This is a genomic window from Cellulomonas chengniuliangii (assembly GCF_024508335.1).
Taxonomy (GTDB): Bacteria; Actinomycetota; Actinomycetes; order Actinomycetales; family Cellulomonadaceae; genus Cellulomonas_A; species Cellulomonas_A chengniuliangii.
On the sequence record NZ_CP101988.1, the window covers coordinates 576,222 to 597,730 of the forward strand.

The 21,509-nt window shown below is 72.3% G+C and carries 19 protein-coding genes; 16 read left to right on the plus strand and 3 right to left on the minus strand.

The window, feature by feature from the left end; all coding sequences use genetic code 11:
* The 4 genes from nadC to NP064_RS02750 all read left to right on the plus strand — a co-directional run bounded on the left by nadC (nt 1) and on the right by NP064_RS02750 (nt 3,218).
* Nucleotides 1-924, plus strand: a complete 924-nt coding sequence (nadC, locus tag NP064_RS02735; RefSeq protein ID WP_227568088.1) for a carboxylating nicotinate-nucleotide diphosphorylase — start codon at nt 1-3, stop codon at nt 922-924.
* Between the two features lie 57 nt (nt 925-981).
* Nucleotides 982-2,445, plus strand: coding sequence for a lysine--tRNA ligase (gene lysS, locus NP064_RS02740; RefSeq protein WP_227568087.1), 1,464 nt, complete (start codon nt 982-984; stop codon nt 2,443-2,445).
* Between the two features lie 116 nt (nt 2,446-2,561).
* Nucleotides 2,562-2,747, plus strand: a complete 186-nt coding sequence (locus NP064_RS02745) for a hypothetical protein (RefSeq protein WP_227568046.1) — start codon at nt 2,562-2,564, stop codon at nt 2,745-2,747.
* Nucleotides 2,748-2,882: 135 nt separating this feature from the next.
* On the plus strand, nt 2,883-3,218 hold the full coding sequence (locus NP064_RS02750) for a histone-like nucleoid-structuring protein Lsr2 (RefSeq protein WP_227568045.1): 336 nt from the start codon (nt 2,883-2,885) through the stop codon (nt 3,216-3,218).
* 86 nt (nt 3,219-3,304) lie between these two features.
* On the opposite strand, the gene xylB is transcribed toward NP064_RS02750, so the two are convergent.
* Together xylB and xylA are read right to left on the minus strand one after the other, a co-directional pair.
* On the minus strand, nt 3,305-4,717 hold the full coding sequence (gene xylB / locus NP064_RS02755) for a xylulokinase (protein WP_227568044.1): 1,413 nt from the start codon (nt 4,715-4,717) through the stop codon (nt 3,305-3,307).
* 92 nt (nt 4,718-4,809) lie between these two features.
* A complete protein-coding gene (xylA, locus tag NP064_RS02760; RefSeq protein ID WP_227568028.1) occupies nt 4,810-5,997 on the minus strand; it encodes a xylose isomerase in 1,188 nt (395 codons plus the stop codon).
* 66 nt (nt 5,998-6,063) lie between these two features.
* On the opposite strand from xylA, the gene NP064_RS02765 reads away from it, so the two are divergent.
* The 7 genes from NP064_RS02765 (at nt 6,064) to NP064_RS02795 (ending at nt 15,162) form a co-directional block, all read left to right on the plus strand.
* Nucleotides 6,064-7,362 carry an ROK family transcriptional regulator gene (locus NP064_RS02765; protein WP_227568027.1) on the plus strand — a complete coding sequence of 433 codons (1,299 nt, stop codon included), beginning with the start codon at nt 6,064-6,066 and terminating at the stop codon, nt 7,360-7,362.
* A gap of 265 nt (nt 7,363-7,627) precedes the next feature.
* Entirely contained in the window at nt 7,628-8,752 is a 1,125-nt protein-coding gene (gene chvE, locus NP064_RS02770; RefSeq protein ID WP_227568026.1) for a multiple monosaccharide ABC transporter substrate-binding protein, read from the plus strand.
* A gap of 136 nt (nt 8,753-8,888) precedes the next feature.
* Complete coding sequence (gene mmsA, locus NP064_RS02775; protein WP_227568025.1) at nt 8,889-10,439, plus strand: multiple monosaccharide ABC transporter ATP-binding protein; 1,551 nt, start codon at nt 8,889-8,891, stop codon at nt 10,437-10,439.
* Entirely contained in the window at nt 10,436-11,683 is a 1,248-nt protein-coding gene (mmsB, locus tag NP064_RS02780; RefSeq protein WP_372456335.1) for a multiple monosaccharide ABC transporter permease, read from the plus strand. The genes mmsA and mmsB overlap by 4 nt, the downstream gene beginning before the upstream one ends.
* Nucleotides 11,684-11,753: 70 nt before the next feature.
* A complete protein-coding gene (locus NP064_RS02785) occupies nt 11,754-12,872 on the plus strand; it encodes a lactonase family protein (protein WP_227568024.1) in 1,119 nt (372 codons plus the stop codon).
* A gap of 142 nt (nt 12,873-13,014) precedes the next feature.
* Nucleotides 13,015-14,343 carry a D-inositol-3-phosphate glycosyltransferase gene (gene mshA, locus NP064_RS02790; RefSeq protein WP_227568023.1) on the plus strand — a complete coding sequence of 443 codons (1,329 nt, stop codon included), beginning with the start codon at nt 13,015-13,017 and terminating at the stop codon, nt 14,341-14,343.
* Between the two features lie 78 nt (nt 14,344-14,421).
* Nucleotides 14,422-15,162 (plus strand): phosphoglyceromutase, encoded by a 741-nt coding sequence (locus NP064_RS02795; RefSeq protein ID WP_227568022.1) that lies wholly within the window; start codon nt 14,422-14,424, stop codon nt 15,160-15,162.
* Between the two features lie 81 nt (nt 15,163-15,243).
* Here the strand turns inward: NP064_RS02795 and phoU are convergent, their stop codons facing one another.
* Entirely contained in the window at nt 15,244-15,897 is a 654-nt protein-coding gene (gene phoU / locus NP064_RS02800; protein WP_227568021.1) for a phosphate signaling complex protein PhoU, read from the minus strand.
* 156 nt (nt 15,898-16,053) lie between these two features.
* Between phoU and NP064_RS02805 the strand changes: the two genes are divergently transcribed.
* The 5 genes from NP064_RS02805 (at nt 16,054) to pstA (ending at nt 21,471) form a co-directional block, all read left to right on the plus strand.
* Nucleotides 16,054-17,271 carry a sensor histidine kinase gene (locus NP064_RS02805; protein WP_227568020.1) on the plus strand — a complete coding sequence of 406 codons (1,218 nt, stop codon included), beginning with the start codon at nt 16,054-16,056 and terminating at the stop codon, nt 17,269-17,271.
* Complete coding sequence (locus NP064_RS02810; RefSeq protein ID WP_227568019.1) at nt 17,268-18,002, plus strand: response regulator transcription factor; 735 nt, start codon at nt 17,268-17,270, stop codon at nt 18,000-18,002. Before NP064_RS02805 ends, NP064_RS02810 begins: the two co-directional genes overlap by 4 nt.
* Nucleotides 18,003-18,215: 213 nt before the next feature.
* Nucleotides 18,216-19,304: a phosphate ABC transporter substrate-binding protein PstS gene (gene pstS, locus NP064_RS02815; protein WP_308015916.1), complete on the plus strand. Its 1,089-nt coding sequence runs from the start codon at nt 18,216-18,218 to the stop codon at nt 19,302-19,304.
* Nucleotides 19,305-19,526: 222 nt separating this feature from the next.
* Entirely contained in the window at nt 19,527-20,504 is a 978-nt protein-coding gene (gene pstC / locus NP064_RS02820; protein WP_227568040.1) for a phosphate ABC transporter permease subunit PstC, read from the plus strand.
* A gap of 1 nt (nt 20,505) precedes the next feature.
* The gene (gene pstA / locus NP064_RS02825; protein ID WP_227568018.1) at nt 20,506-21,471 is read left to right on the plus strand and encodes a phosphate ABC transporter permease PstA; all 966 of its coding nucleotides are present in this window, start codon (nt 20,506-20,508) and stop codon (nt 21,469-21,471) included.
* Nucleotides 21,472-21,509: the final 38 nt, after the last annotated feature.

The following is a 21,509-nucleotide window of genomic DNA, read 5'->3' on the forward strand; positions in this document are numbered from 1 at the left end:
GTGGCGCCCCAGGGCCGCCCGCTCGACCTCGGCTGGGCCCGCCGCACGGTGTCCGTCGCGCTCGACGAGGACCTGGGAGCGGCGCCCGGCCGGGACGTCACCACGCAGGCCACCGTCCCGGCCGACGAGCTGGGCGCGGGTCGCCTGGTGGCGCGCGAGCCGGGCGTCGTCGCCGGGCTCGTCATGGTCCAGGAGGTCCTCGACCAGGTCACGACCCGCCTCGGGCTGGCTCCCGCGACCTGCGAGCTGCGGGTGGTCGACGGCGCGCGGGTCGAGCGCGGCGACGTGCTCGCGGTGCTCAGCGGGCCGGTCCAGGCGCTGCTGATCGCCGAGCGGACCCTGCTGAACCTGGCCTCGCGCGCCTCCGGGGTCGCGACCCACACGCGCCGCTGGGCGGACGCGCTGGCGGGCACCGGCGCACTCGTGCTCGACACCCGCAAGACCACGCCCGGCCTGCGCGAGCTCGAGAAGTACGCGGTGCGCTGCGGGGGCGGCACGAACAAGCGCATGGGCCTCCACGACGTGGCGATGGTCAAGGACAACCACGTCGTCGCGACGGGCTCGGTCGCCGCCGCCGTGCGCGCGGTGCGCGAGCGCTTCCCGGACGTGCCGATCCAGGTCGAGGCGGACACGCTCGCGCAGGCCCTCGAGGCCGTCGAGGCGGGAGCCCGGTTCCTGCTGCTCGACAACATGCCGGCGCCGGTGCTGCGGGAGGTCGTGGAGGCGGTGCGCGCCCGCGAGGGCGAGGCGGGACGGATCGAGCTCGAGGCGACGGGCAACCTCACCCTCGACCGCGCCGCCGAGGTGGCGGGCACCGGGGTCGACTACCTGTCGGTGGGCGCGCTGACGCACTCGTCGCCGATCCTGGACCTCGCGCTCGACCTCGACGAGAGGGCCGACGGGACGCACAGCAGCCGCCAGTAGGATCGCCGGGTGAGCGAGACGCCCCTTCCCCAGCCCGACGAGGACCTTCCCGAGCAGATGCGGGTCCGCCGCGAGAAGCGCGAGCGGCTCCTCGCGTCCGGAGTCGAGGCGTACCCCGTCTCCGTGCCGCGCACCCACACGCTCGCGGAGGTGCGCAAGGCGTACCCCGACCTCGAGCCCGGCGCCGAGACCGAGGACGAGGTCGGCGTGGCCGGCCGGGTCGTGTTCCTGCGCAACACCGGCAAGCTCTGCTTCGCGACGCTGCAGGACGGCGAGGGCAACCAGCTGCAGGTCATGCTGAGCCTGGCGGCCGTCGGCGAGGAGCGCCTCGCCGCGTTCAAGTCCGACGTGGACCTGGGCGACCACCTGTTCGCGCACGGCAAGGTCATCAGCTCGCGGCGCGGAGAGCTCTCGGTCTTCGCTGACTCCTGGCAGCTCGCGGCGAAGGCGCTGCGCCCGCTCCCGGTGCTGCACAAGGCGCTCTCCGAGGAGGCCCGGGTCCGCCAGCGCTACGTCGACCTGATCGCCCGGCCGGCGGCCCGCGACGCGGCGCGGCTGCGCGCGGGCGTGGTGCGCTCGTTGCGGGAGAACTTCCACCGCCGCGGCTACCTCGAGATCGAGACGCCGATGCTGCAGACGCAGGCCGGTGGCGCCACGGCCCGCCCCTTCGTCACGCACATGAACGCGTTCGACATCGACCTGTACATGCGGATCGCCCCCGAGCTGTTCCTCAAGCGCGCGGTGGTCGGCGGCATCGAGAAGGTCTTCGAGATCAACCGCAACTTCCGCAACGAGGGCGCGGACTCCACGCACTCCCCGGAGTTCGCGATGCTCGAGGCCTACGAGGCCTACGGCGACTACGACACCATGGCCGCCCTCACCGAGGACCTGGTGCAGACCGCGGCGCTCGACGTGCTGGGCACCACGACCGTGACACTCGCGGACGGCTCCGAGTACGAGCTGGGCGGGCGGTGGGCGCAGCTCACCATGTACGGCTCGCTGTCCGAGGCACTGGGCGAGGAGATCACCGCCGAGGCCTCTGTGGCGCGGCTGTCCGCGATCGCGGACCGCCTGGGGGTCGAGGTGGACCCGAAGCGGGTCAGCCACGGCAAGCTGGTCGAGGCGCTGTGGGAGCACCTGGTGGGCGACCACCTGGTGGCGCCCACGTTCGTGCGCGACTTCCCGGTCGAGACCTCCCCGCTGACCCGTGACCACCGGAGCATTCCGGGCGTCGTGGAGAAGTGGGACTTGTATGTGCGGGGCTTCGAGCTCGCCACGGCATATTCCGAGCTCGTGGACCCGGTCATCCAACGCAAGCGCTTCGAGGCCCAGGCATTGCTCGCCTCGGCCGGTGATGACGAGGCCATGCTGCTCGATGAGGACTTCCTCACTGCCGTCGAGTATGCGTTGCCGCCGACGGGTGGGATGGGCATGGGCATCGACAGGCTGCTCATGGCGATGACCGGTATGGGTATTCGCGAGACGATCCTGTTTCCGCTGGTGAAGCCGCAGGCGCACTAGGGCTGAGAGCCCTCCGGACCGCAACGAGAGGCCGCTCGCGCCCACCGCGCGAGCGGCCTCTCGCGGCTTCTCGGGCCCGCTGGAGTCATCAGAATCACGCGACGTAGACTGGGGCGGTGAACTCCGTGACAGCCGCCCTCGCCGCGATCGTGCCGTCCATCGGCGTGGGCGCGCTCTTCTGGCTCACTATCCGCTCGTTGGTCAATGCCGATCGAAACGAGCGTGCCGCGCTCGCCCGTCTGGACGCCCAAGAGGCCGCGGCGCCGTCGCCCATTGTGGCGTCGGGGGATTCTGAGAGCTGACGTTCACAAGTCGTCCACAGGGTTCGCCCGTGAACGGTTCACGATTTCCGTGCCGTTCCCTTTGACGTGCCATTGATGAGGTGCGATGCTCTGGACACGTATTCTTCTCTAAGTCGTCCATCAGGAGACAACACAATGGCTCAGAAGGTTCAGGTCCTGCTCGTCGACGACATTGACGGCGGCAACGCGGACGAGACCGTCACTTTCTCCCTTGACGGCGTGTCCTACGAGATCGACCTCACCTCGGCGCACGCCACCGAGCTGCGGGAGTCTTTTGCCACCTGGGTGGGCCACGCGCGCAAGGTTGGCGGACGGTCCGCCGCTGGGCGCTCCACCCGCGCTCGGCGCACCACGGGGGGCGGGGCCGACGCGGGCGCCATCCGCGACTGGGCGAAGGCCAACGGTCACCCCGTGTCCGAGCGCGGCCGGATCTCGGCCGAGGTCCGCGCCGCCTACGAGGCCGCGCACTGACGCTGTCGCCACGCACACAGACGAGCCCGGCGCCCCCCTGAGGGGCACCGGGCTCGTCTGCGTCAGGCCGCCGGAGCGGCCCGTGGTCAGGCGGGGCGGTCAGCGGTGAGCTCGCGCACCGCCGCGTACTGCGCGCGGACCTGCGGGGCCGGGTCGGCGCTGTACACGTCGGCCTCGCCCGCGGCGGCCCAGGCCGGGGCCTCCGCGGCGCCGGAGAGCGCCCAGGCGGCCTGGCGGGCGGCGCCGTCGGCGACGTACTCCCCGGGCGTCGGGACGGAGACGTCCAGGCCCAGCACGCTGGGGGCAATGCGGCGCACGGCCTCAGACTGCGCGCCACCGCCGATGAGGAACACCCGCCGCACAGGCACACCCTGCGCCCGCAGCGCCTCCATGCCGTCAGCCAGGGCGCAGAGCATGCCCTCGACTGCGGCGCGCGCGAGGTGCGCCGGGGTCGTGTTCGCGAGCCGCATGCCGTGCAGCGCCCCGGTGGCGTCGGGCTTGTTCGGGGTCCGCTCGCCCTCCAGGTAGGGCACCAGGACGAGGCCGTCGGCGCCCGCGGGCGCGGCCAGGGCCAGCTCGGACAGCCCGGCGTGGTCGACGCCCAGCATGCGCGCGGCCGCGTCGAGCACCCGGGAGGCGTTCAGCGTGCACGCGAGCGGCAGGTAGGCGCCGGTGGCGTCGGCGAAGCCCGCGACCAGGCCGGAACCGTCCGCGACGGGGGTGGTCGAGATCGCCGAGACGACGCCCGACGTGCCGATCGAGATGGCGACGTCGCCGGGCTGCAGTCCCAGGCCGAGGGCGGCGGCGGCGTTGTCGCCGGCGCCGGCTCCGAGCACCGCCCGGCGGGAGCCGAAGGTCGAGACGCCGGCCTGCTCCGAGGGGCCTGCGACACGCGGCAGCACCGCGTCGTGGCCCAGGGCCAGCTCGAGCAGGTCGCGGCGGTAGTCCTCGGTGAAGGGCGACCAGTACGCGGTGCCGGAGGCGTCGGACCGGTCGGTGACGAGGGTGTCGATGCCCGCGGCGCCCGCGAGCTGCCACGTCAGCCAGTCGTGGGGGAGTGCCACGGCAGCGGTGCGCGCCGCGTTCTCGGGCTCGTTGTCGCGCATCCAGCGCAGCTTGGTGCCGGTGAACGAGGCGACGGGGGTCGAGCCGATGGCCGCGGCCCATGCGTCGGGGCCGCCCAGCTCCGTGGTCAGGTCGAGCGCGGCGCCCGCGGACCGGGTGTCGTTCCACAGCAGCGCGTCGCGGACGACCTTGCCGTCGGCGTCGAGCGCCACCATGCCGTGCTGCTGGCCGCCGACGGAGATCGCGTCGACGTCGTCCAGGCCGCCCGCGTCGGCGACGGCGGTCTGCAGGGCGTCCCACCAGTGGGAGGGCGCGATCTCCGTGCCGTCCGGGTGGGAGGCGCGCCCCGAGCGGACCAGCGCTCCGGTCTCGGCGTCGCGGATGACGATCTTGCAGGACTGGGTGGACGAGTCGACCCCGGCGACGAGCGTCATGGCGGGCATCCTTCGAGGGAGGTGGGTGACGGGTGGGACGGACGGACCCGGCGACCGCGCAGGGCGGTCGCCGGGTCCAGGGTGACGCAGGGTCAGCGGGCGCCGAGAGCGTGCTCGAGCGCGAGCTGGTTGAGGTGCACGAAGTCGAAGCCGCGCGCGGCGACGGCGTCGACGTCGAGCTCCTCGTAGGCCGACGGGTCGGCGAGGAGGTCGGCCAGCGTCTCGCCCTCGGCGAGGGTCGGGATGGCCAGGTCGAAGACGCCGGAGGCCTCGAGCGCGGCCTGCACCTCGGGGTCGGCGCGGAACGCGAGCGCCCGCTCCTTGAGGATGAGGTACGTGCTCATGTTGGCGGCGGCCGAGGCCCACACGCCGTCGAAGCTCTCGGTGCGCGAGGGCTTGTAGTCGAAGTGGCGGGGGCCGTCGTAGCGCGGGCCGCCGCTCGGGAAGCCGTTCTCGATGAGGTCGACCGTGGCGAACGCGGAGAACAGGTCGCCGTGGCCGAACACGAGGTCCTGGTCGTACTTGATCGAGCGCTGGCCGTTGAGGTCGATGTGGAACAGCTTGTCCGCCCACAGCGCCTGCGCGATGCCGCCCGTGTAGTTCAGGCCCGCCATCTGCTCGTGGCCGGTCTCCGGGTTCAGGCCGACGATGTCGCCGTGCTCGAGCTGCGCGATGAAGCCGAGCGCGTGGCCGACCGTGGGGAGGAGGATGTCGCCGCGGGGCTCGTTGGGCTTCGGCTCGATCGCGATGCGCAGGCCGTAGCCCTTCTCCTTGATGTACGCGGCGACGGTGTCGATGCCCTCGGCGTAGCGGTCGTGCGCGGCCTTGAGGTCCTTCGCGGAGTCGTACTCGGCGCCCTCGCGGCCGCCCCACATGACGAACGTGTCCGCGCCGAGCTCCGCGGCGAGGTCGACGTTGCGGATGATCTTGCGCAGGCCGTAGCGGCGCACGCGGCGGTCGTTCGAGGTGAACGCGCCGTCCTTGAAGATCGGGTGGCTGAAGGTGTTGGTCGTGACCATCTCGACCTTGACGCCGGTCTCGTCGAGGGCGCCCTTGAAGCGGTCGAGGATCTTGTCGCGGGAGGCGGCGTCGGAGCCGAAGGGCACCACGTCGTCGTCGTGGAAGGTCACGTAGGACGCGCCGAGCTCGGCCAGCTTGTGCACGGACTCGACCGGGTCGAGCCACGGGCGGGTGGCGTCGCCGAACTGGTCGCGCGCCTCCCAGCCCACGGTCCACAGGCCGAATGAGAACTTGTCTTCCGGGGTGGGCTTGAGAGCCATCAGAGTCTCCTCGTCGAGATTTGTTGTGCTTCTGAATTTATCCGTCGGAAGCGCTAGGGTCAAGTCATGCACGTCCACAGCACGGGCCCCGCACGCCGCCCCCGGCCCGAGGCGCCGACGCCCGACCGCGCCGCCCGGCAGGCCGGTGTGCGCGGTCAGAATTTGAGCCTCGCGCTGCGTCACGTGCTCGAGTCGGAGCGGCCGCAGTCCCGCGCCGACATCGCCACCGCGACAGGGCTGTCGCGCGCCACCGTCTCCGGGCTCGTGGACGAGCTCATCGCCGCTGACCTGCTGGTGGAGCTCGAGCCGCCGGCGGCCGTGCGCGCCGGGAGGCCGGCTGTTCCGCTCGCGGCGGCGCGCGGCACAGTGGCCGGCATAGGGATGGAGATCAACGTCGACTACCTGGGCGTGCGGGCGCTCGACCTCGGCGGCCGGGTGCTCACCGAGCGCGTCGAGCTGGGCGACTTCCGGGACAGCGACCCGGTGGCGGTCCTCGACCGCCTGGCGGGGATCGCGGGGCGTGTGGTGGCCCACCTCAGCGCCGACGGCATCCGGGTCGCGGGCACCGCGCTGGCGCTGCCGGGCCTCGTGGACCGGATCACCGGGCCGCTGCGAGTGGCGCCCAACCTGGGGTGGCGGGACGTCGACGTGATCGGCATCCTCGCCGCGCACCCAGTGTTGGCCGGGCTGCTGCCGCGGCTGGCGAACGAGGCCAAGCTCGCGGCCCGCGCGGAGGCGGACGCGCGCGGCCACGACGGGGAGCGGCCCAGTTTCGTCTACATCTCGGGCGAGGTGGGGATCGGCGCGGCCATCGTGCTTGACGGCGAGATCTTCCCCGGGCGCCACGGGTGGAGCGGGGAGATCGGGCACAGCGTCGTGGACGCCTTCGCCTCGCCGCCGAGCCGTCCGGCGGGCGGGCGGGCGGTGTGGCGGCAGCGCGAGGGGATATCGACGCTCGAGGACCTCGCGGGGCAGGACGCGCTGATGCGGGGAGCCGGGCTCGACCCGACCGAGCCGTTGGAGAGCCTGCTGCGCGCCGCCCGTGCGGGCGAGGCCGAGGCGCTGGGCTCGCTGCGGCGGGCCGGAGCGGCCCTCGGAGTGGCGGTCGCGAACGTCGTCAGCGTGGTCGACGTGGGCCTGGTGGTGCTCGGCGGGACGTTCGGCCAGGTCTTCCCGTACGTCCGCGAGGCCGTGGAGCAGCAGCTCGAGCGGTGCGTGATCTTCGCGCCGTGGTCGCCCATCGAGGTGAGCGAGGCGCGGGCGCGCGAGTACCCCGCGATGACCGGCGGCGCCTTGGTGGCGCTGCGGACGGTGGTCGCCGATCCCGCGACCTGGGCCGGGGCGGCTCCCGTGGCGCAGGCCTGACGTCAGGCCATCCGCGATCGTCACCGAGGTGTGATCTGGGCGTTGCCGGAACGTGACTTTCGAAGGCTGTACTTGCTTGCGCCGCGTGAGTTCACGTTCTAAATTCAGAACAAGAACTAATCGAGTCTCGGCTCGAGCGGGGTGAGAGGGGAGCGTGTTGGCTCGTCGGAGAGCCAGCGCAGTGCCTCCCCGGCACGAAGGGCGCGAAGGAGCGTCCGCAAGCCGACCGGGTGGTCCGGGCGGTGGGATGAAAGGTCGGACAACGATGTCTCACACATTCACCAGGTACGTCGCCGCAGCGGCGGGTGTCGCGCTCCTCCTGGGCGCCTCCGCATGCAGCACCGAGCGCACGGACGACGGCGCCCCCGCCGCGGCCGGCGGCGACTCCGGAGGGCTCGTGGGCATCGCGATGCCCACGAAGAGCCTCGAGCGTTGGAACAAGGACGGCGCCCACCTCGAGGGCCTGCTGCAGGACGCGGGCTACGAGACGACGCTGCAGTACGCCGACAACAAGGTCGACCAGCAGATCACCCAGCTCCAGAACATGATCAACCAGGACCCCGAGGTCCTCGTGATCGCCTCGATCGACGGCACGGCCCTGGGTCCCGTCCTCGCGCAGGCGAAGGAGAAGGACATCACGGTCATCGCCTACGACCGCCTGATCAACGGCACCGGCGACGTCGACTACTACGCCACGTTCGACAACTACAAGGTCGGGCAGCTGCAGGGCGAGTACATCGTCGACACGCTCGGCCTCGACACCGGCGCGGGGCCGTTCAACCTCGAGCCCTTCGCCGGCTCCCCGGACGACAACAACGCGAAGTTCTTCTTCTCCGGCGCGTGGGACGTGCTCTCCGAGTACGTCGCCAACGGCCAGCTCGTCGTCCCGTCCGGCAAGGCGCCGGCCTCGAACGACCAGTGGTCGAGCATCGGCGTCCAGGGCTGGTCCTCGGACACCGCGCAGTCCGAGATGGAGACCCGGCTCAACTCGTTCTACGCCGCCGAGAAGGTCGACGTGGTGCTCTCCCCGAACGACTCGCTCGCGCTCGGCATCGCGCAGGCGCTGCTCGGCGCCGGCTACACCGCGGGCGTCGACTGGCCGCTGATCACCGGCCAGGACGCCGACCAGGCCAACGTCGAGAACATGCTCATCGACCGCCAGGCCATGACCGTCTGGAAGGACACCCGCACCCTCGGCGACCAGGTCGCCGCCATGGTGGACCAGGTCATCAAGGGCTCCAAGGTCACGGTCAACGACGAGGAGACCTACGACAACGGCAACAAGGTCGTCCCGACGTACCTGCTGCCGCCCGTCGTCGTGACCAAGGACTCGATCAAGACGTCGCTGGTCGACTCCGGCTTCTACTCGGCCGCGGACCTCGGGCTCTGACGCCACCGACGGCTCCTGCCTGACGGGACCACGACCGGACGGGCCGGTGGAGATCCACCGGCCCGTCCGGCCACCCGGCCACCCGACCGCGTCGACCGCGCGTCGACCGGACCCACGAACACGACTGCGAGCAGACATGGCCAACGAGCACACGATCCTCGAGATGCGGGGGATCACGAAGACGTTTCCCGGCGTCAAGGCGCTGCAGGACGTCACCCTGGAGGTGACGCGTGGAGAAGTCCACGCGATCTGCGGGGAGAACGGGGCCGGCAAGTCGACCCTGATGAAGGTCTTGTCGGGCGTCTACCCCCACGGGAGCTACGACGGGGAGATCCTCTTCGAGGGCGAGCCGTGCGAGTTCCGCACGATCCGCGACTCCGAGGCGCGCGGGATCGTGATCATCCACCAGGAGCTCGCGCTGAGCCCTTACCTGTCGATCGCCGAGAACATCTTCCTCGGCAACGAGAGGGCCCACCGGGGAGTCATCGACTGGGGCGCGACCAACGCCGAGGCGGCGAGGCTGCTGGCGCGAGTCGGGCTCGCGGAGCACCCGGACACCAAGATCATCGACATCGGCGTCGGCAAGCAGCAGCTCGTCGAGATCGCCAAGGCGCTGTCCAAGCGCGTCAAGCTCCTCATCCTGGACGAGCCCACCGCCGCGCTGAACGACGAGGACAGCTCGCACCTGCTCGACCTGCTGCGCAGCCTGCGGGACGAGGGCATCACCTCGATCATCATCAGCCACAAGCTCAACGAGATCGAGTCGATCGCGGACACGACCACGGTCATCCGCGACGGCCAGACCATCGAGACCTTGCCGATGCACGACGAGGTCGAGGTCACCGAGGAGCGGATCATCCGCGCCATGGTCGGCCGCGCGCTCGACGCACGGTTCCCCGAGCGGGAGCCGCGGATCGGCGCCGAGGTGCTGCGCGTCGAGGACTGGACCGTGCACCACCCGGTGGACCAGACGCGCAAGGTGGTCGACGGCGCCACGCTCTCGGTGCGCCGCGGGGAGATCGTCGGCCTCGCGGGGCTCATGGGGGCGGGGCGCACCGAGCTCGCGATGAGCGTGTTCGGCCGCACGTACGGCAGCCACATCTCGGGCCGGATCATCAAGGACGGCCAGGAGATCCGCATCGGCTCGGTGCGCGACGCGATCCGGCATGGCCTCGCGTACGCCACCGAGGACCGCAAGAAGTACGGCCTCAACCTCATCGACACGATCAAGCGCAACGTCTCGGCGTCCGCGCTCGGCAAGGTCTCCCAGTGGGGCGTGGTCGACCGGCAGGGCGAGGCGCGGATCGCCGAGCAGTACCGCGCGGACCTGGGCATCAAGACCCCCACGGTCGAGGCGCTCACCGGCAAGCTGTCCGGCGGCAACCAGCAGAAGGTCGTGCTGAGCAAGTGGATCTTCGCCGACCCTGACGTGCTGATCCTCGACGAGCCCACCCGCGGCATCGACGTCGGCGCGAAGTACGAGATCTACACGATCATCAACCGCCTCGCGGACGAGGGGAAGGCGGTCATCGTCATCTCCTCCGAGCTGCCCGAGCTGCTCGGCATCTGCGACCGCATCTACGCCCTCAGCCAAGGGCGCATCACCGGCGAGGTGTCCCGCGAGGACGCCACCCAGGAGACCCTCATGCACTACATGACGATGGACAAGGACGGGGCAGCCCGATGAGCACCACCACGACGCCGACACCTCCCGCCCCGCCGAGCCAGAGTGGCGGAGCGGCCGCCATCCCGTTGTCGTTGACCGCCCGCATGCAGGGCGTCGGCGGCAGCATGCGCCAGTACGGCATCCTCGGCGCGCTCATCGTGATCGTGCTGCTGTTCCAGGTCCTGACCGACGGCAAGCTGCTCATGCCGAACAACGTCGCGAGCCTGATCCAGCAGAACGCGTACGTGATGATCCTGGCCATCGGCATGGTCATGGTCATCGTCGCCGGGCACATCGACCTGTCGGTCGGGTCGGTGGTGGCCTTCGTCGGCGGGATCGTGGCGCTGTCGATGAAGGACGCCGGCATCCCGTGGCTGCTCGCGGTGCTGATCGGCCTCGCCGTCGGCGCGGCCGTCGGCGCCTGGCAGGGCTACTGGATCGCGTACGTGGGGATCCCCGCGTTCATCGTGACCCTCGCCGGGATGCTGGTGTTCCGCGGGCTGACCATCGTGATCGTCGGCGAGACGGTCGCCGGACTGCCCGCCACGTTCGTCAACATCACCAACGGCTCGGTGCCGAACAAGCTCGGCTACCTGGCCAACGGCGACGTGGTGACCCTGCTGATCGGCGGGGTCGCGATCGCCGCGATCATCTTCAGCCAGTTCCGGGCGCGGGCCGCGCTCCGCAAGCACCAGCTGAGCACCGAGCCCGTCGGGCTGTTCGCGGTCAAGCTGACGCTCATCGTCGGGCTCATCGGCGCGCTGACGTGGGTGCTGTCGCAGAGCGCCAAGGGCACCCCCTTGGTGCTGGTCGTGGTGGGCGTGCTCATCCTGGCGTACACGTTCCTGATGGGGCGCACCGTGTTCGGGCGGCACATCTACGCGATCGGCGGCAACCAGGCGGCGGCGATCCTCTCGGGCGTCAACACCAAGAAGACGAACTTCTGGATCTTCGTCAACATGGGGTTCCTCGCCGGCGTGGCCGGAGTGGTCATGACCTCCCGGGCGGGCGCGGCGACGGCCGCCGCGGGGGCGAACTTCGAGCTCGACGCGATCGCGGCCTGCTTCATCGGCGGCGCCGCCGTCACGGGCGGCGTCGGGCGGATCTCCGGGGCGATCATCGGCGCGCTGATCATGGGCGTGCTGAACATGGGCCTGTCGATCATGTCCGTCGACACCGCGTGGCAGCAGGCCATCAAGGGCTTGGTGCTGCTGGTGGCCGTCGCCTTCGACCTGGTGAACAAGCGCCGCGCCGGCACGCGCTGAGCCGACGCGGGCAGCGGGGGCGGTGGGCATGGGCCCGCCGCCCCCGCTGCCACGTCTAGGCTCCACCACCGTGACCGAGCACACGCCGCCAGCCCCGCCGCCCAGCTCATCCGCCGAGGCCGCCCCGTCGATCGGCCTGTGGGTCGGCACGTACCCCGCGGCAGGCGCCGAGTCCCCCGCGGGCGCGGGGGAGGGGATCTGGGAGGTCTCGCTCGACCCGGCGACCGGCGGGCTGTCCGGCCGGCAGGCGGTCCGCACGCCTGCCCCCTCGTTCGTGGCGGCGCACCCGTCCGGCGGCGTGCTGTACGCCGTGGGGGAGCAGGAGGCCGGCACGGTCAGCGTCTTCACGGTGACCGACCCGCGGTCCTCCGACGCCGCGGTCGCCCTCGAGCACCAGGCCACCGTCTCCTCGGGCGGCGCGTCGCCGTGCCACCTGCTCCTCGCCCCCGACGCCCGCACGCTGTACGTCGCCAACTACTCGTCCGGGACGCTCGCCGTGCTGCCGCTCGAGCCCTCTGGCGCCCTCGCCCCCGAGGTCCTGGCCGGCGGCCCGGCGCAGGTCTTCGGCCACACCGGCTCGGGGCCCCGCGCCGACCGGCAGGAGTCGTCGCACGCCCACTTCGTGGCGTTCGCCCCCGGTGGCACGCACCTGCTGGTCAGCGACCTGGGCGCCGACGAGCTGCGCCGGTACCGGGTCGCGTCTGACGGGCTCCTCGCCGAGGACGGCATCGCCGCCCGGCTGCCCGCGGGCGCCGGTCCCCGGCACCTCGCCTTCTCGGCCGACGGCCGCCACGCGTACGTGGTGGGCGAGCTCGACGGCGCCGTCCACGTCCTGGAGTGGGACGAGGGGTCGGCCTCGGGCGCACCGGTGCAGCAGGTCCCGCTCGTCGACCCCCCGCTCACCGCGCAGCCCTCGCACATCGAGCGGGACGGCGACGTGCTGTTGGTGGGCGTGCGCGGCGCGGACCTGGTCGTGGCGTTGCGGATCGGCGCCGACGGCCTGCTCGAGCGTGAGCAGGGCGCCACTGCCCTGCCCGGGGGATGCCCCCGGCACCACGCGGTCGTGGGCGGCTGGACAGTCGTCGCCGAGCAGGTCCCCGGGGCGCTCGTGACGCTCAGGCCCGACAGCCGCGCCGTCGCGCACGTGCTGCCGGTGCCGTCGCCCGCCTGCGTGGCGCCCCGGCGCTGACCTGGTCCGGCGCGCCGTCGCCGCCCGGGGGACCCCCTCGTCGCGACCGCGGGTCAACCGCTCGGTGGATCTGGCTCACAATGGAGGAGAGCAGTCCCTCGCGTCGGCCCCCGCGCGACGTCAGACCATCGACAGGAGCCTTGTGACCCTCGAGCAACCCCGGGTGGCGATGCTCTCGGTGCACACCTCCCCCCTCGACCAGCCGGGCGCCGGCGACGCCGGGGGGATGAACGTCTACGTGGCCGAGTTGTCCCGCGCGCTCGCGCTCCGAGGCGCGCGAGTGGAGATCTTCACCCGCGCGACGTCCTCCGCGCTGCCCGAGACGGTGGTGCTGGACGGGACGGCGGCCGACGGCAGCCCGTTGACGGGCGAGGCCGCCCGCGAGGTGCTCCTCGCGGCGGCCGTGCCGCCTGGCGTGGTCCCGCCCGTGCTGGTGCACCACGTGCCCGCCGGGCCGTTCGAGGGCCTCGACAAGAACGACCTCCCCGGCCAGCTCTGCGCGATGGCCGCCGGCGTGCTGCGCTCCGAGGCCGCCCGACGGCCCGGCTGGTACGACGTGGTGCACTCCCACTACTGGCTGTCGGGACAGGTGGGCTGGCTCGCGGCGGACCGCTGGGAGATCCCGCTGGTGCACACCATGCACACCATGGCCAAGGTCAAGAACGCGTCGCTGGCGCCGGGGGACAGCCCTGAGCCGCTGGGCCGCATCATCGGCGAGGAGCAGGTGGTGGCCGCCGCCGACGCGCTCGTGGCCAGCACCGCCCAGGAGGCCGACGAGCTGGTGCAGCTCTACAACGCCGATCCCGCCCGGGTGCACGTCGTCGCGCCCGGCGTCGACCTCGAGCTGTTCACGCCCGGGCCCGGTCGGCAGGCCGAGCGGGCGGCGCTGGGCCTGCCAGTAGACCGCGACATCGTCCTGTTCGCCGGCCGCGTCCAGCCGCTCAAGGGGCCTGACGTGCTGGTGCGGGCGGTCGCGGAGATCGCCGCCGCCGGGAGACCGGTCCCCCTGCTCGTCGTGCTCGGCGGCCCTAGCGGCCGCCCGACGGCCGTGCGCGAGCTGCAGGCGCTCGCGGCGTCGAGCGGTGTCGAGGCGGACGTGCTGTTCCGGCCGCCGGTCCCCCGCGAGGAGCTCGCGCGGTGGTACCGCGCGGCGGACCTGGTGGCCATGCCGTCACGCTCCGAGTCCTTCGGCCTGGTGGCTGTCGAGGCCCAGGCCTGCGGCACGCCGGTGCTGGCCTCCGCTGTGGGCGGGCTGCGCTCCGTGGTGGTCGAGGGCGTCTCCGGGAGGCTCGTCCCGAGCCACGACCCGCGGGCGTGGGCGGACGCGATGAGCGCCGCGCTGGCCTCGCCGGAGCTGCGCAGCGCCTGGCCGCAGGGCGCCCGCCGCGTCGCCGAGCGGTACGGGTGGGATGCGACGGCGGCGCAGATGCTCAAGGCCTACGCGATGGCGGCGGACCACCGCCGGCGATGACCGCCCCGAGGTGGACCGCAGCGCCCACGGGTCGAACGTCCCCCGTGCGCTGAGCAGCAGGTGGGGCAGGATGGACCCATGACCTACACCCTCGTGCTGCTCCGCCATGGCGAGAGCGAGTGGAATGCCAAGAACCTGTTCACCGGCTGGGTGGACGTTGCCCTGTCCGAGAAGGGCGTCGAGGAGGCCAAGCGCGGCGGCAAGCTGCTGGTCGACGAGGGCGTCCTGCCCGACGTCGTGCACACGTCGCTGCTGCGTCGCGCGATCACCACGGCGAACCTCGCGCTCGACGCGGCCGACCGCCACTGGATCCCGGTCCGGCGCAGCTGGCGCCTGAACGAGCGCCACTACGGCGCGCTGCAGGGCAAGGACAAGAAGCAGACGCTCGAGGAGTACGGCGAGGAGCAGTTCATGCTCTGGCGCCGCTCGTACGACGTCCCGCCGCCCCCCATCGAGCCCGGCTCGGCGTTCTCGCAGGACTCCGACCCGCGCTACGCGGGCGAGCCGATCCCCAGCGCCGAGGCCCTCGAGCAGGTCCTCGAGCGCGTGGTGCCGTACTGGGAGTCGGACCTGGTGCCCGACCTCAAGTCCGGCAAGAAGGTGCTCGTCGCCGCGCACGGCAACTCGATCCGCGCGATCGTGAAGTTCCTCGACGACGTCGACGACAAGACCATCGCCGGCATCAACATCCCCACCGGCATCCCGCTCGTCTACGAGCTGGACGAGGAGACGCTCAAGCCGACGAACCCGGGCGGCACGTACCTCGACCCGGCCGCCGCCGCGGACGCGATCAAGGCCGTGGCCAACCAGGGCCGCTGACCTCAGCGCACACGACACAGGGCGCCGCACCCCCTCGGGGGAGCGGCGCCCTGCGTCGTGTGCGAGGGCTGTCGGGCCCGGTCAGCGCACCGCCACCTCGGAGTCGCCCGTCACCAGGTAGACGACACGGCGCGCGATCGAGACGCCGTGGTCGCCGAAGCGCTCGTAGTAGCGGCCCACCAGCGTGACGTCGACCGTCTCCTGGGCGGTGCCGTCCCACGCGCCGCCGAGCGTGGCGTTGAACGTGTCCCGGTGCAGCGCGTCGAGCATGTCGTCGTCGCGCTCGATCTTCTCGGCCACCGCCAGGTCGTAGCTGGTGAGCAGCGTCGTGGTGCGCCGGCCCACCCGGACCGCCGCGTCGTGCATCTCGGCGAAGGTGCCGCTCAGGCTCTGCGGGATCGCCACCCGCGGGTAGCGCCCGCGCGCGACCTCGGCGACGTGCCGGGCCAGGTCGCCCATCCGCTCGAGGGTCGCGCTCATGCGCAGCGACGAGACGACGACGCGCAGGTCGGTGGCCACCGGAGCCTGCTGCGCGAGCAGCAGCACGCACCGCTCGTCGAGGTCCCGCTCGATCGCGTCGATGGCCAGGTCGTCGGCGATGACGGCCTCGGCGAGCTGCAGGTCGGCGGTGAGCAGGGCCTCGCCCGCCTGGGTGACGGCATGCTCGACCCGGCGGCTCATCGCCGCGAGGTCCTGACCGAGCTGTGCGAGCTCGGCGTCGAAAATGTGGCGCACGGGGCTGCCTCTCTGTGGGCGGTCATGATGTCCGGGCTCCAGGGTCTCAGCCGCAGGTGAACGGGCGCCCGCCCCGAGGTGAACATCAGGCGAGGAACCGGTGCCGGGCCTGCGGTGTCGCCAGCGCGCGCAGGCGGCGCCCGTACGCTGAACGACGTGAATGGCCTCGAGGGTGGTGTGGTGGTCCTGGCCGGGCTGATCGGCCTGGCGACGGGCGTGGTCGCCGCCCTGGGGTTCCGGTGGAGCGAGCGGTCGCTGCGCGCGATGCCGCCGCGCCCCGAGCCCGAGCTCGACGACGGCCTGGTCCGCGCGCTCGCGGTGCTGCGCTCCGCCGCCGTCGTGCTGGACGACGACGACCAGGTGCTCCGCGCGAGCCCGCCCGCCTACACCCTCGGCATCGTCCGCGACCGGCAGATCGCGCACGCCGCGATCCGGGAGATGGTCGCCGCGGTGCGCCGCGACGGGGTGATCCGCGACGAGGAGCTCGAGCTGCCGCGGGGCCCCGTGGGCGCGGGGACCGTGACCGTGCAGGTCCGGGTCGCGCACGTGGGGCCGCGGCACGTGCTCGTCCTCGGCGAGGACCGCACCCAGGCCCGCCGCGTCGAGGAGATCCGCCGGGACTTCGCGGTCAACGTGTCGCACGAGCTCAAGACGCCCGTCGGGGCGCTCGCGCTGCTCGCCGAGACCGTCGAGGCGGCCGCGGACGACCCCGACGCGGTCCGCCGGTTCGCGACGCGCATGCAGGGAGAGGCAGCGCGGCTGTCGACCCTCGTGCAGGAGATCATCGAGCTCTCGCGCCTCCAGGTGGCCAGCGCCATCCAGGAGCTCGTGCCGGTCGACGTGGACGGCGTCATCGCGGAGGCGGTGGACCGGGCGCGGACCGGGGCCGCGGCCAAGCGCATCGTCTTCGAGGTGGGCGCCCCCGCCGGCGTGCGCGTCTTCGGGGACCACGCGCTGCTGGTCACGGCAGTCCGGAACCTGCTCGACAACGCGGTCGCCTACTCGCCCGAGCACACGCGCGTCGGCGTCGGCGTGCGGGTCGTCGGCGGGATCGTGGAGATCGCCGTGGTGGACCAGGGCATCGGCATCGACCCCGACGACCAGGAGCGGCTCTTCGAGCGGTTCTACCGTGTGGACCCGGCGAGGTCCCGCGACACCGGCGGCACCGGGCTGGGCCTCAGCATCGTCAAGCACGTCGTCGCCGACCACGGCGGCGAGGTCACGGTGTGGTCCCAGCCCGGCCAGGGGTCGACGTTCACCCTGCGGCTCCCCGAGGCCGACGCCGCACACGCCCAGGATCCCGACCCGTCCCCGACGCTCCCGCGGCCAGCCATCGGCACACCCCCGACCGACACGACCGGAGAGACCCCGTGACGCGCATCCTGCTGGTCGAGGACGAGGAGTCCTACCGCGACCCGCTGACCTACCAGCTGAGCCGGGAGGGCTTCGAGGTGGTGACCGCGGCGACTGGGCCCCAGGCGCTCGCGGAGTATGACCGCGTGGGCGCCGACCTGGTGCTGCTCGACCTCATGCTGCCCGGGCTCTCCGGCACGGAGGTGTGCCGCCAGCTGCGGTCCCGCGGCGACGTGCCGATCATCATGCTCACGGCCAAGGACGCCGAGATCGACAAGGTGGTGGGCCTCGAGCTGGGCGCCGACGACTACGTGACGAAGCCGTACTCGTTCCGCGAGCTGCTCGCGCGGGTCCGGGCGGTCCTCCGGCGCCGGGAGACGGTCCCCGCGGGCGCGGCCCCAGCCCTCGCGAGCACGGCCCCGGCGGCAGGCCAGTCCGACGAGACGCTCGTCCTGGGCCCGGTGCGGATGGACGTCGAACGCCACGTCGTCCACGTGAACGACGAGGTCGTGGCCTTCCCGCTCAAGGAGTTCGAGCTGCTCGAGCTGCTGCTGCGGCACGCCGGCCGGGTGCTCACCCGCGGGCAGCTCATCGAGCTGGTGTGGGGCTCGGACTACGTCGGCGACACCAAGACCCTCGACGTCCACGTCAAGCGGGTCCGCGCCAAGATCGAGGCCGACCCGGCCAACCCGCGGCTGCTGCTGACCGTGCGCGGGCTCGGGTACAAGCTCACCGACGAGCCGCCCGAGTGAGCCCGGCGCCCGCGGGCCGGGCAGCCCAGGGCGCCCTTCCCCGGTGGCGCGGGTCGCGGCAATCGTCGTCAGCCGTTCACCTGGGGTTCACCGGGGACATCTGATCCAGTCACCTGCCCTGCCTACCGTCGGGAGTGGTCGCGCACAGACCGGTGCGCACTGCGACTGACGGGATGGAACCCTGTGAAGCTCTCCCACCACCGTGTCGGGGCCGTGGCTCTGACGGCCGCGTTCGCCTTGACCCTCACCGCATGCGGCTCGGACGACCCTGTCGGCGGGGCGCAGAACGGCGCCACAGCGGACGCAGCCGCGGCGAGCACGCTCAGCGGCGAGCTCAACGGCGCCGGAGCCAGCTCGATCGAGTCCGCCATGGAGGCGTGGCGCTCGGGCTTCCAGAACGAGAACCCCGACGTGACGGTCAACTACGACCCGGTCGGCTCGGGCGGCGGGCGCACCCAGTTCCTCGAGGGCGGCGTGCTGTTCGCGGGCACTGACTCGGCCCTCACGGAGGACGAGCTGGAGCAGTCGATCGAGCGGTGCGCGGGCGCCACGGCGATCGACCTGCCGGTGTACGTGAGCCCGATCGCCGTCACGTTCAACCTCGACGGCATCGACTCCCTCAACCTGTCCGCCGCGACCGTCGCCGCGATCTTCAACGGCACGGTCACGCGCTGGGACGCGCCGGAGATCGCCGCCGAGAACCCCGGGGTGACGCTGCCGTCGGTCGCGATCACCACCGTGCACCGCTCGGACGACTCGGGCACCACGAAGAACTTCACGGACTACCTGAGCAAGGCGTCCGGCGGGGTGTGGGCCCACGAGCCGAGTGGTGACTGGCCCGTCGAGGGTGGCCAGTCGGCGCAGGGCACGTCGGGCCTGATCCAGACGGTGCAGAGCGCGCAGGGCACCATCGGCTACGCGGACCTGTCGAAGGTCGGCGCCCTGGGCACCGCCAGCATCAAGGTCGGGGACGCCTGGGTGGCGCCGTCCGAGGCCGCGGCCGCGGCCGCGCTCGACGCCTCCCCGCGCGACGACTCCCGTGACGAGAAGGACATCGTCATCAAGCTCGACCGCACCACGTCCGCCGCGGGCGCGTACCCGCTGGTGCTCGTCTCCTACGGCGTGGCGTGCACGGCCTACGAGACGCAGGAGGACGTCGAGCTGGTCAAGGCGTTCCTCACCTACGTGGTCAGCGAGCAGGGCCAGAAGGCCTCGGAGAGCGCGGCCGGCTCGGCCCCGATCTCCGCCGCCCTCCGCACCGACGTCCAGGCGGCGATCGACTCGATCAGCGCCGCCTCCTGACGGCGGCGGTGGCCGTCCCGCCCTTCGGGGGAGGCGGGACGGCCACCGGTTCCCGGGTGACGGCACGCAGGTGCAGGCAGGACACGCAGGCCAGGCATGAGGTGGCCGCAGAGGAGAAGGCAGAGCAAGCAGGTGCAGCAGCACATCCCAGGGCCCACCGAGACCGGGGCGGACCACGCCCCCGTCGAGGCGCGGGAACCCCAGAACGACGACCATGCCGCGATGACCGGCGCCCGCAAGGGGCTCCTGAGCCCTCGCGGCCTCCGTCGTGCCCGCACCACCGACCGGGGCGCGTCCCGGGCCTTCCGGTGGACGGCGACGGCCTCCGCGGTGCTCATCCTCGTGGTGCTGGCCGCCGTCGCGCTGTTCCTGGTGCTGCGGGCGTGGCCGGCCATCCAGGCCGACCCGGCCGAGCTCTCGGCCAAGATCGCGTGGTTCCCGGCCGACACGTCGCTGCTGGGCTTCATCGGGCCGCTGGCGTTCGGCACGGCCCTCGTCGCCGCCCTGTCGCTCGCCATGGCCGCCCCGGTCGCGGTGGGCATCGCGCTGTTCATCTCGCACTACGCGCCGCGCCGGCTCGCGAACGCCCTCGGCTACGCCGTCGACCTGCTCGCCGCGATCCCCTCGGTGGTCTACGGGCTGTGGGGCGTCATCGTGCTGGCGCCGTGGCTCGCGCCGGCGTGGACGTGGCTCAGCGACAACCTCGGCTGGATCCCGCTGTTCTCCGGCCCGGCCTCGCAGCCTCCGCGCGTCATCCTCACGGTGGCCGTGGTGCTCGCGGTGATGATCCTGCCGATCATCACCGCCGTGGTCCGGGAGGTCTTCCTGCAGACCCCGCGGCTCAACGAGGAGGCCGCCCTCGCCCTCGGGGCCACCCGCTGGGAGATGATCCGCACCGCGGTGTTGCCGTTCGCGCGCTCCGGCATCGCCTCGGCGTCGATGCTCGGCCTGGGCCGGGCGCTCGGCGAGACGATGGCGGTGCTCATGATCCTCTCGCCCGGGACCCTCTACTCGCTCAAGCTCCTGGTCGCCGGCCAGCAGCAGACCATCGCCGCGAACATCGCCGCGCAGTTCCCGGAGGCGAACCCGCTGGGCGTCTCCACGCTCATCGCCACGGGCCTGGCCCTGTTCGTCATCACCCTCGCCGTGAACATGACCGCCCGGGCCATCGTCGCGCGCGGCGCCCAGAAGGGACGCTGACATGTCCACGACCTCCGCGCCGGCCCCCACCGCCTCGTCTGGCGGGGTGTCCACCCGCGACCTGCTGCGCACCGTCGACAAGCGCCGCCGCCGCACCGACCGGATCATGCGGGTGCTGGTCGCCGCCGCGTTCGTGCTGGCGATGGCCCCGCTCGTCTCGTTGGTCTGGACGGTGGCCGCGAACGGCGTCGAGCGGCTGAGCCCGTACTTCCTGTCGCACTCGATGCGCGGGGTGTTCGGCGGGATGGACGCCGGCGGGATCTACCACGCGATCGTCGGCACCGTGGAGATCACGTTGTTCGCGGCGCTGATCTCCGTGCCGGTGGGCATCCTCGTGGCCGTCTATCTGGTCGAGTACGGGAGGGGCGCCCTGGCCAAGGCCGTCACGTTCTTCGTGGACGTGATGACGGGCATCCCGTCCATCGTCGCGGGCTTGTTCGCGTACGCGCTGTTCGCGGTGCTGATGGGGCCGGGCGTCAAGATGGGCGCCGTCGGCTCGGTGGCGCTGTCGGTGCTGATGATCCCCGTGGTGGTGCGCTCCTGTGAGGAGATGCTCAGGCTGGTGCCGGACGAGCTGCGCGAGGCCGCCCTCGCGCTGGGCGTGCCGCGCTGGCTCATGGTGGTCAAGGTGGTGCTCCGCACGGCCGTGGCCGGCATCGGCACCGGCGTGATGATCGCGATCGCGCGCGTCATCGGCGAGACGGCGCCGTTGCTCATCACGGTGGGCGTCATCGACTCGATCAACTACAACCTCTTCGAGGGCCGCATGATGACGCTGCCGGTGTACGTCTACCGGCAGTACAGCCAGGGCCTGGCGCCGTGCAACGACGCGAGCGTGGCGTGCATCCCCGACGTGGCGTACCTGCGGGCGTGGGCTGCCGCGCTCGTCCTCATCCTCATCGTGATGCTGCTGAACCTGGCGGGCCGGCTCATCACCCGCATGTTCGCGCCGAAGCTGGCCCGCTGATGGGCAGCCGGACGGCGCCCGAGACTCCCACCCCCACC

What these genes read in the sequence shown, in the direction of transcription:
- xylA (WP_227568028.1), bottom strand. Translation starts at nt 5,997, where the DNA reads ATGGCTCTCAAGCCCACCCCGGAAGACAAGTTCTCATTCGGCCTGTGG.
- pstA (WP_227568018.1), top strand. Translation starts at nt 20,506, where the DNA reads ATGTCCACGACCTCCGCGCCGGCCCCCACCGCCTCGTCTGGCGGGGTG.
- mmsB (WP_372456335.1), top strand. Translation starts at nt 10,436, where the DNA reads ATGAGCACCACCACGACGCCGACACCTCCCGCCCCGCCGAGCCAGAGT.
- NP064_RS02765 (WP_227568027.1), top strand. Translation starts at nt 6,064, where the DNA reads ATGCACGTCCACAGCACGGGCCCCGCACGCCGCCCCCGGCCCGAGGCG.
- NP064_RS02750 (WP_227568045.1), top strand. Translation starts at nt 2,883, where the DNA reads ATGGCTCAGAAGGTTCAGGTCCTGCTCGTCGACGACATTGACGGCGGC.
- xylB (WP_227568044.1), bottom strand. Translation starts at nt 4,717, where the DNA reads ATGACGCTCGTCGCCGGGGTCGACTCGTCCACCCAGTCCTGCAAGATC.
- chvE (WP_227568026.1), top strand. Translation starts at nt 7,628, where the DNA reads ATGTCTCACACATTCACCAGGTACGTCGCCGCAGCGGCGGGTGTCGCG.
- pstC (WP_227568040.1), top strand. Translation starts at nt 19,527, where the DNA reads ATGACCGGCGCCCGCAAGGGGCTCCTGAGCCCTCGCGGCCTCCGTCGT.
- lysS (WP_227568087.1), top strand. Translation starts at nt 982, where the DNA reads ATGCGGGTCCGCCGCGAGAAGCGCGAGCGGCTCCTCGCGTCCGGAGTC.
- mmsA (WP_227568025.1), top strand. Translation starts at nt 8,889, where the DNA reads ATGGCCAACGAGCACACGATCCTCGAGATGCGGGGGATCACGAAGACG.
- NP064_RS02795 (WP_227568022.1), top strand. Translation starts at nt 14,422, where the DNA reads ATGACCTACACCCTCGTGCTGCTCCGCCATGGCGAGAGCGAGTGGAAT.